The organism is Catenulispora acidiphila DSM 44928 (genome assembly GCF_000024025.1).
In the GTDB taxonomy this organism is placed as follows: domain Bacteria; phylum Actinomycetota; class Actinomycetes; order Streptomycetales; family Catenulisporaceae; genus Catenulispora; species Catenulispora acidiphila.
In genome coordinates, this window is sequence record NC_013131.1 from 3,702,702 (window position 1) to 3,717,304 (window position 14,603).

14 protein-coding genes are annotated in these 14,603 nt (G+C 70.8%); 6 read left to right on the forward strand and 8 right to left on the reverse strand.

The annotated features are described in order from the left end of the window. Nucleotide 1 precedes the first annotated feature (1 nt). Nucleotides 2–658 carry an ABC transporter ATP-binding protein gene (locus CACI_RS16665; RefSeq protein WP_012787552.1) on the forward strand — a complete coding sequence of 219 codons (657 nt, stop codon included), beginning with the start codon at nucleotides 2–4 and terminating at the stop codon, nucleotides 656–658. A 104-nt stretch (nucleotides 659–762) separates the two neighbouring features. After that, entirely contained in the window at nucleotides 763–1,920 is a 1,158-nt protein-coding gene (locus CACI_RS16670; protein ID WP_012787553.1) for a DUF3068 domain-containing protein, read from the forward strand. A gap of 7 nt (nucleotides 1,921–1,927) precedes the next feature. On the opposite strand, the gene CACI_RS16675 is transcribed toward CACI_RS16670, so the two are convergent. Next, complete coding sequence (locus tag CACI_RS16675; protein WP_012787554.1) at nucleotides 1,928–2,575, reverse strand: hypothetical protein; 648 nt, start codon at nucleotides 2,573–2,575, stop codon at nucleotides 1,928–1,930. A gap of 51 nt (nucleotides 2,576–2,626) precedes the next feature. Between CACI_RS16675 and CACI_RS16680 the strand changes: the two genes are divergently transcribed. After that, nucleotides 2,627–3,886, forward strand: coding sequence for a CynX/NimT family MFS transporter (locus CACI_RS16680; RefSeq protein ID WP_143765269.1), 1,260 nt, complete (start codon nucleotides 2,627–2,629; stop codon nucleotides 3,884–3,886). A gap of 25 nt (nucleotides 3,887–3,911) precedes the next feature. Here CACI_RS16680 and CACI_RS16685 read toward each other — a convergent pair whose 3' ends face one another. From CACI_RS16685 to CACI_RS16710, 6 genes are all read right to left on the reverse strand, one after another. Further along, a complete protein-coding gene (locus CACI_RS16685; RefSeq protein WP_041541855.1) occupies nucleotides 3,912–5,192 on the reverse strand; it encodes an SLC13 family permease in 1,281 nt (426 codons plus the stop codon). A gap of 744 nt (nucleotides 5,193–5,936) precedes the next feature. Beyond that, nucleotides 5,937–6,647 carry a G1 family glutamic endopeptidase gene (locus CACI_RS16690; RefSeq protein ID WP_012787557.1) on the reverse strand — a complete coding sequence of 237 codons (711 nt, stop codon included), beginning with the start codon at nucleotides 6,645–6,647 and terminating at the stop codon, nucleotides 5,937–5,939. 346 nt (nucleotides 6,648–6,993) lie between these two features. Beyond that, nucleotides 6,994–7,353 (reverse strand): DUF6510 family protein, encoded by a 360-nt coding sequence (locus tag CACI_RS16695; RefSeq protein ID WP_012787558.1) that lies wholly within the window; start codon nucleotides 7,351–7,353, stop codon nucleotides 6,994–6,996. Nucleotides 7,354–7,355: 2 nt separating this feature from the next. After that, entirely contained in the window at nucleotides 7,356–8,123 is a 768-nt protein-coding gene (locus tag CACI_RS16700) for a ferredoxin reductase (RefSeq protein ID WP_012787559.1), read from the reverse strand. Beyond that, complete coding sequence (locus CACI_RS16705) at nucleotides 8,093–8,692, reverse strand: sulfite oxidase-like oxidoreductase (RefSeq protein WP_041540291.1); 600 nt, start codon at nucleotides 8,690–8,692, stop codon at nucleotides 8,093–8,095. The genes CACI_RS16700 and CACI_RS16705 overlap by 31 nt, the downstream gene beginning before the upstream one ends. Before the next feature lie 76 nt (nucleotides 8,693–8,768). Further along, complete coding sequence (locus tag CACI_RS16710; protein WP_041541857.1) at nucleotides 8,769–9,980, reverse strand: cytochrome P450; 1,212 nt, start codon at nucleotides 9,978–9,980, stop codon at nucleotides 8,769–8,771. A gap of 211 nt (nucleotides 9,981–10,191) precedes the next feature. Between CACI_RS16710 and CACI_RS47935 the strand changes: the two genes are divergently transcribed. Beyond that, entirely contained in the window at nucleotides 10,192–10,482 is a 291-nt protein-coding gene (locus CACI_RS47935; protein ID WP_012787562.1) for a hypothetical protein, read from the forward strand. A 103-nt stretch (nucleotides 10,483–10,585) separates the two neighbouring features. Continuing rightward, entirely contained in the window at nucleotides 10,586–12,472 is a 1,887-nt protein-coding gene (locus CACI_RS16715) for an acyl-CoA dehydrogenase family protein (RefSeq protein ID WP_012787563.1), read from the forward strand. Between the two features lie 47 nt (nucleotides 12,473–12,519). Here CACI_RS16715 and CACI_RS45650 read toward each other — a convergent pair whose 3' ends face one another. Further along, nucleotides 12,520–13,725: an alpha/beta hydrolase gene (locus CACI_RS45650; protein WP_012787564.1), complete on the reverse strand. Its 1,206-nt coding sequence runs from the start codon at nucleotides 13,723–13,725 to the stop codon at nucleotides 12,520–12,522. Between the two features lie 297 nt (nucleotides 13,726–14,022). Here CACI_RS45650 and CACI_RS16725 point away from each other — a divergent pair, with 297 nt between their 5' ends. Continuing rightward, on the forward strand, nucleotides 14,023–14,313 hold the full coding sequence (locus CACI_RS16725; protein ID WP_012787565.1) for a hypothetical protein: 291 nt from the start codon (nucleotides 14,023–14,025) through the stop codon (nucleotides 14,311–14,313). The last annotated feature ends 290 nt before the right edge of the window (nucleotides 14,314–14,603 follow it).

A 14,603-nucleotide genomic window follows, 5' to 3' on the forward strand; every position in this document is an offset into this window, starting at 1 on the left:
CATGACCATCGAGGCTGAACTGCGCGCAGCTCGGGTCCGTTACGGTCCGCTCGAGGCGCTGCACGGCGTCGACCTGACGTTTCCCGCCGGGCGGGTCAGTGTCCTGATTGGCCGCAACGGCGCCGGACGCACCACCGCGCTGCGTGCCCTGGCCGGAGCCGTGCCGCTGTCCGCCGGGCGCTGCCTGTGGCAGGACCGCGATGTCAGCGCCCTGGCTGCTTATCGTCGCGCGCGCCTGGGCTTGGCGTTCGTCCCGGCTGAGCACGCGGTGTTCGGTTCGCTGACCGTCGCGGAGAACCTGGGCGCGGGGGCGCGCGCCGACGCCGAAGTCGCTCAGACGTTCCCTGAGCTGCTGCCTTTGTTCGAGCGCCGCGCCGAAACGCTGTCCGGCGGGCAGCAGCAGCTGGTCGCGCTGTGCCGGGCGATGCTGCGTCGGCCGCGGCTGCTGGTGCTGGACGAGCCTGATCGGGGTCTGGCTCCATACGTGGTCGCGCGCCTGCATCGGCGGCTGTTGGAGATCGCGCAGGAGGGGCGGACGGTGGTGCTGGCGGCGCAGACGCTTCCGGAGACGCTCGGCGCCGCAGGGGTCGTGCACGTGCTGCATCGTGGCCGGGTCGCGTTCAGCGGCGAGCCGGGGGAGCTTCCGCTGTCCGAGTGAATCACTACGCGGCGGTGTCACTCGTTGGCGTGCCTCAGCTGGTCTTTTGCCGTCCATCCTCGGACACTGACGCTGAGGTCCTGATCCTGAGCAACGGAGCCGGTATGACCAAGACACGCATCGCGTGCGCCGTTGTCGGCGTGCTCTCCCTCGTCGCCGCCGCGCTGATGGCCTGGTGGATCACGCCGAGCTATGTGGCCCGGATCCCCGACGGCAAGAACATCTCGCGCAACTACGCCGGGACCTTCCAGTCGCTGCTGGATCCCGCGGCGCTGGCCTCGGGCAACCTGGTCGGCGCGGTCAAGCAGAACGTGCCGATGACCGTGCTGCAGGACGTCAAGGCCGAGCAGACTTCCGGTGACAAGGCCCTGATCAGCGACTCGCGCACGACCTCGGCCGCCGGGGCGAAGGTCGAGCAGACCAAGTGGGAGTACGCGGTGGACCGCACGTCGCTGCAGGCGGTGAGCAGCCACCCCAGCAGCTGGAACGTCATCCCCGCCAAGGGCCTGACGGTCAGCTGGCCCTTCGGCGCGAAGAAGAAGGACTACCAGGGCTGGACGCCGGAGACCCAGACCGTGGCGCCGCTGACCTACCTGCGCTCGGAGAAGAAGCAGGGCATCACCACCTACGTCTACGAGGCCAAGGTCGCCCCGACCAAGATCGTCGACCCCCAGATCCTCGCCGCCCTGCCCAAGCAGCTCCCGGCGAGCCTGCTCAAGCTGCTCGCCACCGCCGGCGGCCTGCCCGCGGCCCAAGCCGCCCAGCTGGAGCAGATCCTCCCGCAACTCGGCGCCCAGGTCACCATGGCCTACACCTTCCAGGACGACTCCACCTTCTGGGTCGACCCCAACACCGGCCTGGTCATCGACGTCCTGCGCAAGCAGCAGCGCATCGCCGCCATCGCCCTCCCCAACGGCACGGCGGTCCCCCTCATCCCCGCAGTCGCCGCCGCCTACGAGACCACCCCCGCCAGCGCCCACCAAGCCGCCGACGACGCCCGCCACGGCCACACCGTCATCCGCTGGCTCGGCGTCTACCTCCCGATCATCCTCCTGGCCCTCGGCTTCGTGCTCCTGCTGCTCGCCGCCCTACTGCGCGGCCGACGCCGACCGGCGGCGCCCGCGACGGGTCCGGGCATGAGTGGTCCGGGCACGAGCGGTCCGGGGCGGGAGGGCCCGGCTGGTCCGGCTGGTCCGGCCGGTCCGACGGATCCGGAGGGCCCGGCCGGACCGGTGACGGATGTGACGCCGCCGCAGGTGTGAGCCGAGCTCAGCAGAACACGATGGCGTGCCCGCTGGCGATGCTGGCGCGGCACGCCTGATACATCTGCGACCAGGCGTAGCGTTCCGGCTCGAAGGCGTCGGCGTCGGCGTTGCCGTCGCCGTCATCAGGCTGCGGCTCCTGTATCTCACCGTGCTCGTCGACGTGGATGCCGATCGCTGGTGCGAAGCCCATCAGCTCCGCGAGTAGTTGCTGGGTGGAGCCGACCATGCCGCCGCCGGGGATCTTCGCTTCTTGCGGCAGGAACAGAGGGTCGGGGAAGTCGACGGGGATGTAGTAGCCGGCGTCGTCGGCGTGGCAGAGGAGGTGGGAGGCGAACATCGTCGTCTCGTCGGCGACTTGTTCCTGGTCGCTTTCGTACTGCGCCTCGCTGATCGAGGCTGCGGGGGTCACCGGTTCGCCCAGCAGGGTGAGGGTGTAGATGCGGCGGAGGTGCGACAGGTAGCGGTAGGGGAAGCCCGCTGCGAAGTCGTGCTCGTCGTCGGCGGCGTGGATGGTTTGCGGCTCGTGCCAGTCGACGCCTTCGGGGGCGAGTGCGCTGGTCAGTTGCTCGAAGGCGGTGCGGTAGTGCTCGTAGCCCTCGGGGTCGTTGCGTGCCTGATCGCAGAGGATCCCCACCGAAATTCCCAGTCCCATGGCGGACCACCGTACGGGCCGCCGCCGACAGCGGCGATTATGATCTCCGGCATGAGCGTGGACGAGGACGCTGCCCACGACACGGCGGCGCCGAACCCGGCCGCGCTGACCACCTCGCTGCTGATCGCGATCATCCTGGTCGCGGCGAATCTGCGGGCGGGGCTGACCGGTGTCGGGCCGCTGCTGCCGAGCATCGAGAACAGCACCGGGCTCTCCGATGCCTGGGGCGGGCTGCTGCTCACGCTGCCGTTGCTGACCTTCGCCGCGACCTCGCCGCTGGCCGGGCGCGCCGCACGCCGCCACGGTGCCCGGCGCGTCCTCGCGCTGTCGTTGCCGGTGCTGGCCGCCGGGCTGGTCGTACGGTCGCTGCCAGGGACGGTGTTCCTGTTCGGCGGCACGGTCGTCATCGCCGCCGCGATCGCCGTCGGCAACGTCCTGCTACCGCCGGTGGTGCGCGGCAGCGTTCCCGAGCACCGGATCGGGCAGGTCACCGGCGTCTACGTGACCGCGATGGGCCTGGTCGCCGCGATCTCCTCCGGCGTGTCGGTGCCGCTGGCCGACGTCCTGCCCGGAGGCTGGCGCAGCGCGCTGGGCTGCTGGGCGGTGCTCGCCGTCCTCGCCTTCCCCGCGTGGATCCCGCACCTGCGCCGGAGCGCCCAGCCGAAGGCGGAAACAGCAGCAAAGGAATCGAAAGCAGCGGCGCCCCCGCCTGCGAAAACCCCCAGCCTCTGGCGTTCCGCCCTGGCCTGGCAGGTCAGCTTGTTCATGGGCCTGCAATCCCTCGGCTTCTACGCCACGATCGCCTGGCTCCCCAGCATCGTCCACGACCACGGCACCCCCGCCGCCACCGCCGGCTGGGAACTTTTCCTCTACCAAGCCGTCGGCCTGCTCGCCAGCATCACCCTGCCGCTGCTCACCCGCCGCCGCCTCGACCAGCGCCTGCTCGCCGCGACCGCCTCGGCGCTCGGCGCCGCGGGCTTCGCCCTGCTCGCGATCGCACCGAGCCTGGCGGTCCTGACCTGCGTCCTGAACGGCTTCGGCAGCGGCGCGACACTGGTGCTGGCGCTCACCTTCCAAGGACAGCGCGCCGCAAAAGGACCGCAGACCGCAGCCCTGGCCGCGATGGCCCAGACCGTCGGCTACACCGTCGCCGCGATCGGCCCGCTGCTGCTCGGCGCTCTCCACGGCGCCACCAGCGGCTGGGCACTCCCGCTGACCCTGCTTGCCGGCCTCGCGTGCGTCCAGGCGGTCATCGGCTTCGGCGCCGGACGCGACCTCACCGTCGGACCGGCGACACCGCCGTCACTATGAAGCCGCACCTTGGCCGAAAGCGAGCTCAGACCCCGATGACGTGCACCGCGGCCCACAACGCGACGGTCGCGGTGACCAGCGTCGCGGGCACGGCGAGCAGGCCGAGGCGGGTGTACGTGCCCAGGCTCACCTCCTCGCCATGGCTGGTCAGCACCCGGCGCCACAGCAGGGTGGCCAGCGAGCCGACGTAAGTCAGGTTCGGCCCGAGGTTCACGCCGAGCAGCACGGCCAGCAGCGTCGCCGGTCCGGCGTGCGCGGCGGCGGGGAGCAGCACGAGCGTGGCGGGCAGGTTGTTGACCACGTTGGCCAGCAGCGCGGCGATGCACGCCGTCGCGAGCAGCGCCGCCAGCGACGACCCCTGCGGCAGCAGATCACCCGCGCGCGCCCCGAGCCCGCTGCCGGTCGCCGCCTTCACCACGATCCCCAACGCCAGCACGAACGCGCAGAAGAACGGCGCCGCCGCCCCGACCAACTGCCGCACCGTGGTCCGCCGCCGCACCAAAGCCCGCCCGGCCAGCACGAGCACTCCGCCCAGCGCCGCCCACGCCGGATTCAGTCCCGCGAGGGAGGTCAGGGCGAACCCGGCAAGGGTCGCGGCGAGCACGATGACGGTGAAGGTGGGGACGGGGACGTGGTCGGCAGATGGGGTTCCAGACGCGTCCTCCGCGACAGCATCCAGATCCTTGGCGAAGAACCGGCTGAACACCACATACTCAGTCCCGACCGCCGCCACCCACGGGACCGCCATCAGCGCCGCGAACCGACCGAAGGTCAGCCCCGAGGCGCTGAACGCCAGCAGATTCGTCAGATTCGACACCGGAAGCAGTAACGAGGCCGAGTTCGACAGGTGCGCGCAGGCGTACACATGCGGCCGGTCCTTCACTCCGGCTCGGACGGTCGTGGCCAACACCACCGGCGTCAGCAGCACGACGGTCGCATCCAGGCTCAGCACCGCGGTCGTCAACGCCGCCACCACGAACACCGCGCCCAACAACCGCCGCGCATCCGCCGCCTGCCCCGGCCTGCTCGCGACGCGCGCCATCGCGGCACCCGCGGCGGTGAAGAGCCCGTCGTCGGCACACAACTGCGCCAGCACCAGCACCGCGGCGAGGAACCCGACCGTCGGCGCCAACGCGGTGACCTCGGACCACGCCGCGTGCGGCGACACCGCCCCGACCGCCACCACGATCCCCGCCGCCGGCAGCGCGGCCGCCGCCTCCGGCCACCCCCGAGGCCGCACCACCGCGAACACGAGCACGGCGAACAGCAGCACGACCGACACCACCGTGCCGGCACCGGAGCTCAGCACACGCTCACCATGGGCTCCATACCTCGCAGACAGGGCCCGACGATCATACCGGCTGCCTCCTGCCACCTCGGCGAACAGCCCGCAGGGCAAGATCGGTGGAGCACCGGATGGTGCGCCGGCGGCCGACGGTCATCCGCGGACACGACCGCGCACCGGTCCGAGGCTGAGCCACTGCGCACGCGTTTAGTCGGGCGGCTATCAGCTGCGGCTGATACTCGAGCCGCCGCCAGCGCGAGGGCGAGGGATCCGTCCCGCGCCGACCGCCCCACGCTCCGCCTGAACCAGCTGCGCCGAGCTGGCGCACCGGTCCGAGGCTGAGTCGCTGCGCACGCGTGTGGTCGGGCGGCTATCTGCTGCGGCTGATACTCGAGCCGCCGCCAGCGCGAGGGCGAGGGATTCGTCCCGCGCCGACCGCCCCACGCTCCGCCTGAACCAGCTGCGCCGAGCTGGCGCACCGGTCCGAGGCTGAGCCACTGCGCACGCGTTTGGTCGGGCAGCTATCAGCTGCGGCTGATACTCGAACCGCCGCGAGCGCGAGGGCGAAGGATCCCTCCCGCGCCGACCGCCCCACGCTCTGCCTGAACCTGCCGCGCCAAGCTAGCGCCCCGGATCTGCCGCGCCACGCCCCGCCACCGACCGACCACCCCCACGACAAAGACCGGCCGCGGCATCTCGCGTGCCGCGGCCGGTCCCGGTGGGGGAGGGCGCCGGGGGTGTGGGACCGCCGGCGCTGTCATGTCTTTATTCGTGCTCGAAGGTGTCGGTGAAGCTGGTGCCGCCGGAGATGGCGCTGGTGTGGGCCTCGTAGGGACCGTTGGAGGGGTCCAGGGCGGTCGGGTTGTAGGAGCTCAGGTTGCCGCCGTTGATCTTGGCGTTGGTGAAGTGCAGGGTGCCGAAGTTCGGGTAGGCGCCGGTCGGGGACTCGATGATGACTTCGGCGCTGGCGCGGGAGGCGGACAGGGTCTTGGTGGTGGTGTAGGTCCAGCCCCGGGAGGAGTCGTTCAGGGTCAGCTTGTACTTGTTGCTGCCGGAGTAGGTGACCGAGGCGTTGATGACGTCGCCGGCCTTCACCGGGTAGGAGCTGGAGCTCAGGTAGACCGGAGCCGCGGGGTACATCTCGTACCAGGCCTGGTCGACCGGGCTGCCGCTGGAGCAGTCGGTGGCCACGCCGGTCTGCTCCACGCTGCTGGAGCCGTAGCCGTCGATGCCGACCCAGGGCGCGTACAGGTCGTTGGTGGAGTTGCACTTGGCGCTCGGCTCGGTCCAGGTCGCCGAGACGGAGGTGAACCCGCTGCCGGTGGCGGCGTAGCCGCCCCAGTTGTAGCCGTTGGTGTTGTACGTCAGCGGCCGGAACGACATCCCGGACGCCGCCGAGGCCGCCACGGGGGCGGCCGGCGCGATCGAGGTGGCCGCGGCGGCCAGTGCGGCGGCGTGTATCAGGAACCTGCGCATACTTGCTCCTTCGGTGGGGGCGCGTGTGGGCGCGCTGCAAGGGGCCTGGTCGCCGTCACCGTAGCGAGCGGTATCAGGTCACTCAATAGCTGAAGGTCGCTTGATTTTCAGGCGTGATTTGCCGGGTGGATGGCCATATAGCGCATGAGCTGGCGTTCTCGCGAAAATCCCACGGAGATCCCTAGTAGCCACCGGGATCAAGGCAAGGGGAAGGCAAGGGGTTGCGACGATTTGTGCGGGGGGTCAACGGGTCGTCACAGGGTGCGACGCGACGGCCCCGGCGCCGGGTCGGCGTCAGGGCCGTTTCGGATCGCAGAAGCCTGAAATACTAGCCGATCGAGCGCGGTTACCGGTCGGTGTCCAACGGAATCCGCAGACTCACGGTCCCGCGCAGATCCAGCCACGCCGAATTCCCGCCACGCACCAGCCGCAGCACGACCTGACCGCACTGCGGGCACCGCGCCACCAGACCCGGTCCCGGTCCGTACACCCGCAACTGCGCGATCGGACCGGTCGTGCCGCAGCCGGTGCAGCAGCCCTGCGCCGAGACGACGTCCACCGCGAAGATCTCCGACAGCGGACCGGCCAGGGCATTGCCGTCCTCGTAGTCGTCCTCGTCGGAGAACACCGGCAGGGATTCGCTGAAGGGCTCGCCGAAGAGCTCGCCGAAAGGGTCGGCAGAGGGCTCGCGGAAAGACTCGGACATCGTCAGCCTCCAGTCGGCCCGAAGCGTTCGGTGCGGATCAGATCCGGCGCCTGCCCGAGCCCGACCAGCAGATCCGCGGCGTGCTCGACGAAGCCGGTCGGCCCGCACACATACGTGGTCGCCCGTGCCGAAGCCGGCCAGGCGACCGCCGCCAGATCCGCCTCGGTCAGCCGTCCCGGACGGCGCGCGAAACCCTCCGGCGCCTGGCGCGTGTACAGAAACGTCACATCCAGCCCGGGATCCGGCGCCTGAAGCTCGGCGAGATACATCCGGTCGCCCGGGGAGCGCACCGAGTACAGCAGCCGGAACGGCGCCAGCGGCCCGACCCGCATCTGCACCTGCCGGCGCGCGCGGACCATCGCCATCAGCGGCACGATCCCGGACCCGCCGGCCACCAGCAGCACCGGCTCGGTCTGCTCCGGCTCCCACACGAACCAGCCGCCGACCGGTCCGCGCAACTCCAGCAGATCGCCGTCGAGCAGGTCGCTCGCCAGATACGGCGACACCTCGCCGTCGGAGACCCGCTGCACGGTCAGCTCCAGCAGCGCGCCGTCCGGAGCCGAGGCGATGGAATAGCTGCGCTGCGTGCTGTAGCCGTCCTCGGCGGTCAGCCGGACGTCCACGTGCTGACCGGCCAGATGCCCCGGCCAGCCCGGCACGTCCAGCACCAGCGTGCGCGTGGTCGGCGTCTCCTCGCGCTGCCCGACCAGCGTCGCGACCCGCCAGCGCAGCCGCTCGGCTAGTCGCCCTGATACCGCTGCTCGCGCCATGGGTCCCCATAGTCGTGATAGCCCGCGCTCTCCCAGAACCCGGGTGAGTCCCGGACCATCAGCTCGATGCCGCGCACCCACTTGGCCGACTTCCACAGATACAGGTGCGGCACCAGCAGCCGCGCCGGTCCGCCGTGCTCGGGAGTCAGGTCCCGGCCGTCGTAGCCGTAAGCGATCCACGCCTGCCCGTCCAGCAGGTCCTTCAGCGGCACGTTCGTGGTGTAGCCGCCGTAGGCGTGCACGAGCGCGAACTCCGCCTCGGTCTCGACGTCGGCGAGCAGCATGTCCAGCGAGACGCCCTGCCAGGCGGTGCCGAACTTCGACCACTTGGTGACGCAGTGCAGATCGACCACGGGACGCTCGGCCGGCAGCGCCATCAGCTGCGGCCAGGTCCAGCTGCGCCGCTCGCCGCCCTCGGTGACCACGCTGAACCGCCACGCGTCGCGGTCGACGCGCGGCGTCGGTCCGGCCGAGAGCACCGGGAAATCCCGCGTCTCGTACTGTCCGGGCGGCAGCCGGTGCTCCGAGGACCGCCGCCGGCCCTGGAAACCTCGCGAGACGATCGCCATAGCCCAGATTCTGCCCGGCGGCGCCGCCGCGCGCATGTCGTCGGAAGACTCGCCGACGACCTGCGCGCAGCGACCGCTACCAGGCGACCGGCAGCGCGATCATCGAGTCGACGATCTCCCCGCCGCTGAACTCCAGCTCGTCGCGGGTGACGGTCATCCGCAGCGTCGGCAGCCGCCGCACCAGGGCGCCGAGCCCGACGATCAGCTCGGCCTTGGCCAGGTGCGCGCCCAGGCAGTAGTGCGGGCCGCCGCCGAAGATCAGCGTCGGCGGCGCGTCGCGGCCGAACAGGATGGAGTCCGGTTCCGGGTACGCCTCGGGGTCGCGCATCGCGCCGTTGTTGGGGATCGCGACCGCCGTGCCTGCCTTGACCAGCCCGGACGGCAGCTCCACGTCCTCGACCGCCATCCGCAAGAAGGTGCTGTTGCACAATCCGGTGTACCGCAGCAGCTCATCGACGGCAGTCGGCACCAGCGCCGGGTCGTCGACCAGCTGCTGCCACAGCCTGCGGTCGCCGTCGAGCAGTTCGGCCAGGAAACGGCTCAGCGCCGTGGCGGTGGTCTCGTTCCCGGCCGCGATCAGGCCGGTCGCCAGCGTCAGCAACTCCTGCTCGGTCAGCTTGTCCGCGCCGTCGCGCGCCGAGATCAGGTCGTCGATCAGGTCCTGGCCGGGGTCGGCGCGCTTGGCGGCGATCAGCTCGGCCATGTATCCCAGGAACGCCCCGATCGCCTCCCCGCGCTCCTCGGGCGTCATCTGCGCGCCGCCGGCGAAGGCGTTGGACCAGAAACGGAAGCGCAGCGCGTCCTTCTCCGGCACGCCGAGCAGCCGGCAGATGATGCGCACCGGCAGCGGGAAGCAGTAGGCCGCCACCAGATCCGTCGGAGCTCCGGCCTTCTCCAGATCGTCGAGCAGCTCGGTGGCGACCTGCTCGATCACCGGCTTCCAGCGCTCGATCCGGCGCGGGGTGAACGCCGCGGCGACGATGCGGCGCATCCGCAGGTGGTCCCCGCCGTCCTTGTTGAGCACGACGTCCGGGTCCTGGAAGAAGCTCGGCTCGATCGTCATCCGCGGCGCGTCGGGCCCGGTCAGGTCGTGCGACATCCGCGGATCGGCCATCGCCGCCGCGACGTCCTTGTACGTCACCAGCAGGACCGCCGGGTCGCCGCTGGGCAGGCGCACGTGCCCGAGCGGGCACGTCGCGCGGCGCTCGGCGTATTCGGCCGGCGGGGTCAGCGAGTGGCTGGGGAACGGCAAGGCCGGCAGGTCCAGGGCACTGTCGGTGTCGGTCATGTCTGCGACCTTTCGGATCAGGGAGGCGAACCGCGCGTCCCACGCCACAGTCTTCTTGCCGCACACGGTAATCAGGCCTCGGAGATACGCAAGCAGGAAGAAGCACCTCACCTTGCCCGCAGGTCACACAGCCACCGCAAGGCATCGCGGGCAACCTTGTTTCACCCCCATGATCCCGGGCACTGGGACGGGACCCCGAAGGAGGATGACCATGACGCAGACACCGACCCTGACCCGCACGACCAGGAGCCCTGTCGCGGACACCATCCCGCCGGTCCCGGTTCCCCCCGGCCACCCCGACGGTCCGGAGCCGCAGCCGCCGACACCGACCCCGCGCCCTCCGGGTCCCGGTCCGGAACCGACGCCGCCCACGCCGCCGACTCCCGGCCCGCCGACCCCGTTCCCGGAGCCGACGCCGCCGAGCCCTCAGCCGGTCCCCGGCCCCGACCCGCTCCCGGATCCCGCCCCGAGCCCGATCCCGACGGATACCGCGACGCTCTGACGCCCCACGTCAGACCCCGCTCGGCCATCAATGCCATGATATCGATGACGGTGAGGTGGACAGCCCCTGCCACACCCGCCCTGCCCCAACGGAGGAGCGCCCTATGCCGCCCGTGCCCGCCGCGGTCGATCCGGACACCCTGACCTCGCTGCTGGACGGCCGCTGGGCCGGCCTGCGCGCCGACATTCGCGCGGAGATGGCCGCCGCGCCCTACCGCGATCCGATCGACCTCAGCGTGGAAGAGCACCGCAGCCGGGTCTTCGACCAGCTGACGGCGCTCGCCGCGAACGACCGCGCGGGCCTGGGCTTCGACAAGGCCTACGGCGGCGGGAGCGACATCGGCGGCTCGGTGGTCTCCTTCGAGATGCTCGGCTTCGGCGACCTGTCGCTGATGGTCAAGGCCGGCGTGCAGTGGGGTCTTTTCGGCGGCGCGGTGCAGCTGCTGGGCACCGCGCCGCACCATGAGCGCTACCTGCGCCGCATCAGGGACTTGGACCTGCTCGGCTGCTTCGCGATGACCGAGCACGGTCACGGCTCGGACGTCCAGCACCTGCGGACCACCGCGACCTACGACCCGGACAGCGGCGAGTTCGTCGTGCACACCCCGGACCGCGGCGCCACCAAGGAGTACATCGGCAACGCCGCGCGCGACGGACGCGTGGCGGTGGTGTTCGCACAGCTCACCACGCAGGGCGAGACGCGCGGCGTGCACGCCTTCGTCGTCCCGATCCGCGACGACGCCGGAGCGCCGGCGCCCGGCGTCACCATCGAGGACTGCGGTCCCAAAGCCGGCCTCAACGGCGTCGACAACGGCCGCCTGAGCTTCGACCAGGTCCGCATCCCGCGCGAAGCGCTGCTCAACCGCTTCGGCGATGTCGCGCCGGACGGTACCTACTCCAGCCCGATCGAGGGTGACGCGCGCCGCTTCTTCACCATGCTCGGCACCCTGATCCGCGGCCGGGTCAGCGTCGGCGGGAGCGCCGGAAGCGCGACCAAGCGGGCACTGGCGCTCGCCGTCCGCTACGCCGAGCTGCGTCGGCAGTTCGCCACGCCGGACGGCGAGGAGGTGGTGATCCTGGATTACCTGGGTCACCAGCGCAAACTGCTGCCCGCGCTGGCCACCAGCTACGCGCTGCACTTCGCGCAGGAAGAACTCGTCGCCGCGCTCCACGACATCACCGACGACGCCCCCGAGCAGGAGCAGCGCGAGCTGGAATCCCGCGCCGCCGGTCTCAAGGTCGCCAACACCTGGCACGCCACCGCCGCGATCCAGGCGGCGCGCGAAGCCTGCGGCGGCGCCGGCTACCTCGCCGAGAACCTGCTGCCCGGGCTGAAGGCCGACACCGACGTCTTCACCACCTTCGAGGGCGACAACACCGTCCTGCTGCAGCTCGTCGCGAAGGGTCTGCTGACCGAGTACAAGGACGCCTTCCAGAACCTGAGCCCGCTGGCGACGGTGCGGTTCGCCGCCGAACGCGTCCTGGGCGCGGTCGCCGAGCGGACGTCGGCGCGCAAGGTCGTGGACCGGCTGACCGACGGCGACGACCGCGAGGCACTGTTCGACCGCGACTGGCAGCTCAAGCTGTTCGAGGACCGCGAGCAGCACGTTCTGGGAGGCGTCGCCGACCGGCTGCGCAAGGCCGCGCAGGATCCTTTCGGGGTGTTCAACGCCGCTCAGGATCATGTTCTGCGCGCGGGGCGCGTGCATGTCGATCGACTGGTGCTGGAGGCCTTCGTTCGCGCGATCGCGCGTTGCACGGACCCTGATGCGAAGGCGTTGCTGGAGCGGGTCTGCGACCTCTACGCGCTGGCGAACATCGAGGCGGACCGTGCCTGGTTCCTGGAGCACGGACGGCTGAGCACCGGGCGGTCGAAGGCGGTCATCGCGGCGGTGAACACGCTGTGCGGCGAGCTACGTCCGCACGCGCGGACGCTCGTGGACGCCTTCGCTATTCCGGAGCAGTACCTGGCCGCTCCGATGCTGAGCTGAGTGCTTCTCGGTGAGCTTGATCGGCTCGGTCGGCTCAGCTGGCTCCGTCAGCCGGAGGCCTTGTCGAGGTGCCGGCTGAGCCAGGTGTACATCTCGGGCAGCCAGCTGCGCCACACCGCCGGGTTGTGCGCGCCGTGCGCGTGCTCGGACACCGACACGATGTCCGGCGCCGCGGCTTGCAGCTGGAAGGCGACCGGCAGGGAGTCGGTGTCCTGGTCGGAGACCGATGCCAGCAGGCTGACCGGCTGGTTCGCGCTCGGGTGGTGGTGTTTCAGCAGCCACAGGGTGGAGTTGCGCTCGACGAAGGCGGCTCCTGCGCGTACCACCTGGTCGCCGTCCGGAGTGGAATCCCCGGCCAGCTGGGCTGCGGAGCGGAAGTACTGCGGGTACTGCATCAGGAGCTTGCCGGCGCACAGTCCGCCGTCGGAGAAGCCCATCAGACCCCAGCCGGTGCGCTGGTCGGAGACGCGGAAGTTCGCCTCGATCATGGTGCGCACGTCCTCGGCGACGTAGGTGGCCATCTGCGGACCGCCGGGGATGTTGGAGCAGTTGAGGTTCTCGCCGTGCTGGTTGACGTTCACCGCGACCAGGACGAACGGCGTGGCCTGCTGCCGGGCGGCCATCTGCCCGAGGATCTGGCCGCCGTTGAGGACGCTGAACCAGCCGGTGGGGGAGCCGGGGTAGCCGGGGAAGAGCATGACGACCGGGAAGCGCGTGTTCGCGTACGCGGGGTCGTGGTACTGCGGCGGCAGCCAGACGTGGACGTCGCCGCTGTTGCCGCCGATCCCCGAATGCGGACCGCGGAAGGCTGCTATCAGCGTGCCGTGGTTGCCGGAGACCCAGGCGGGCTTGGCGGTGTTACCGGCGTTACCGGTCCGCGGCGTGCTCGGCGGGGTCGAATGCGAGCCCTGCCCATGACCGCCGAAGCCGAACCGCCCGCGCGAGTCCGTCGAGGACGTGACGGGATGGTTCAGGTCGGTGGCCGCGTCGGTGGCCTGGCGTACGGCGACGGGCCCGCCGCCGTCCTGCCCGAGCAGGTCGCTCCAGGAGGCGTAGAGGCTGTAGTGGTTGTTCACCAGCAACCCGACCAGCAGCAGCATCGTGGCCTGGCACAGCCCGATCAGCCCGAGCCGGGCGGCGGCGCGCACCGGTCGCGGCCCACGGGCCCGGTTCCACAGCACATACGTCGCCGCCGGGGCGGCGACAGCCGAACACACCGCGAGGATGAGCAGCGCCGTGCTGGTCAAGCTCATGGGGACAGGCCTTTCGGAACGAGATCACGCAAGGGGAGGGCGGCGCGGTCTGAAGTCCTCACGCACGGCACTATCGTCCGTACTGTCCCATATAAGAACTTCATGAGACAAGACGAGCAACGGCGATCCCGATCACACCCGGAATCGAAGACTGGACGCTGGGTAACCACAGTGTTACCCCATGTGGCGTGGCGCCAAAGGAGTGAACACGCCCGGCCTCACCACCATGCTTCGTCCTAACAAATACTGCGGTTGGTCCAATGGCATCACAGTGATCACACAGACCAGGGGACCAGGATGAAGTTGAAACTCCGCATCGGACGCCCGCGCACCCAAGCCTGCGACCCCAACGAGACCCGCATCGCCGACGAACCGGCCGACCGCGCCCCGGAGGCCCAGCCCCAACCTCAGCCCGCCCGCACCATCCCAACCGCCCGCACACCCCCTCCCCCCACGCCATCGCACCGCACCGTGCGTGCCGGCTCCTTCTGCCGCGCCACCGAAGTCGGCCAGACCGCCGTGACAGAAGCCGGACGCGCCGTCCTCGCGATCCCCTCCGGCCGCTGCGGTCGGTGGGTCTACGCGTGATGCGCGCGTAGCTTCGGCGGTAGTGCACGGCGTTCGCGAACCTGCCCGTGGGTAGCGTCTGTCATGGTGTTGCCGGTCGGGGGGAATCGGTGGCGGAGTGGGGGAGCGATGCAGGGGACGACGACGCAGCTGTCAGGGTCCGTGTTCGATGCGATGGCGCAGGCGGTGGCCGCTGAGCTCAGTCGAGTGGCGCGGCTGGTCCCGGCGTCGCCGGCGGCGGAGTTGGGGCGTTTGGCTCAACCCTTTCCCGACCGATGGGGTGGCGTGCCGAGGCCGCTGCACCGTCAGCT

Excerpts from the sequence above, each read along its gene's own strand:
- CACI_RS16725 (WP_012787565.1), top strand. The coding sequence starts at position 14,023 with ATGAAGTTGAAACTCCGCATCGGACGCCCGCGCACCCAAGCCTGCGAC.
- CACI_RS16710 (WP_041541857.1), bottom strand. The coding sequence starts at position 9,980 with ATGACCGACACCGACAGTGCCCTGGACCTGCCGGCCTTGCCGTTCCCC.
- CACI_RS16715 (WP_012787563.1), top strand. The coding sequence starts at position 10,586 with ATGCCGCCCGTGCCCGCCGCGGTCGATCCGGACACCCTGACCTCGCTG.
- CACI_RS16700 (WP_012787559.1), bottom strand. The coding sequence starts at position 8,123 with ATGGCGCGAGCAGCGGTATCAGGGCGACTAGCCGAGCGGCTGCGCTGG.
- CACI_RS16675 (WP_012787554.1), bottom strand. The coding sequence starts at position 2,575 with ATGGGACTGGGAATTTCGGTGGGGATCCTCTGCGATCAGGCACGCAAC.
- CACI_RS16690 (WP_012787557.1), bottom strand. The coding sequence starts at position 6,647 with ATGCGCAGGTTCCTGATACACGCCGCCGCACTGGCCGCCGCGGCCACC.
- CACI_RS16680 (WP_143765269.1), top strand. The coding sequence starts at position 2,627 with ATGAGCGTGGACGAGGACGCTGCCCACGACACGGCGGCGCCGAACCCG.
- CACI_RS47935 (WP_012787562.1), top strand. The coding sequence starts at position 10,192 with ATGACGCAGACACCGACCCTGACCCGCACGACCAGGAGCCCTGTCGCG.
- CACI_RS45650 (WP_012787564.1), bottom strand. The coding sequence starts at position 13,725 with ATGAGCTTGACCAGCACGGCGCTGCTCATCCTCGCGGTGTGTTCGGCT.
- CACI_RS16670 (WP_012787553.1), top strand. The coding sequence starts at position 763 with ATGACCAAGACACGCATCGCGTGCGCCGTTGTCGGCGTGCTCTCCCTC.
- CACI_RS16705 (WP_041540291.1), bottom strand. The coding sequence starts at position 8,692 with ATGGCGATCGTCTCGCGAGGTTTCCAGGGCCGGCGGCGGTCCTCGGAG.
- CACI_RS16665 (WP_012787552.1), top strand. The coding sequence starts at position 2 with ATGACCATCGAGGCTGAACTGCGCGCAGCTCGGGTCCGTTACGGTCCG.
- CACI_RS16695 (WP_012787558.1), bottom strand. The coding sequence starts at position 7,353 with ATGTCCGAGTCTTTCCGCGAGCCCTCTGCCGACCCTTTCGGCGAGCTC.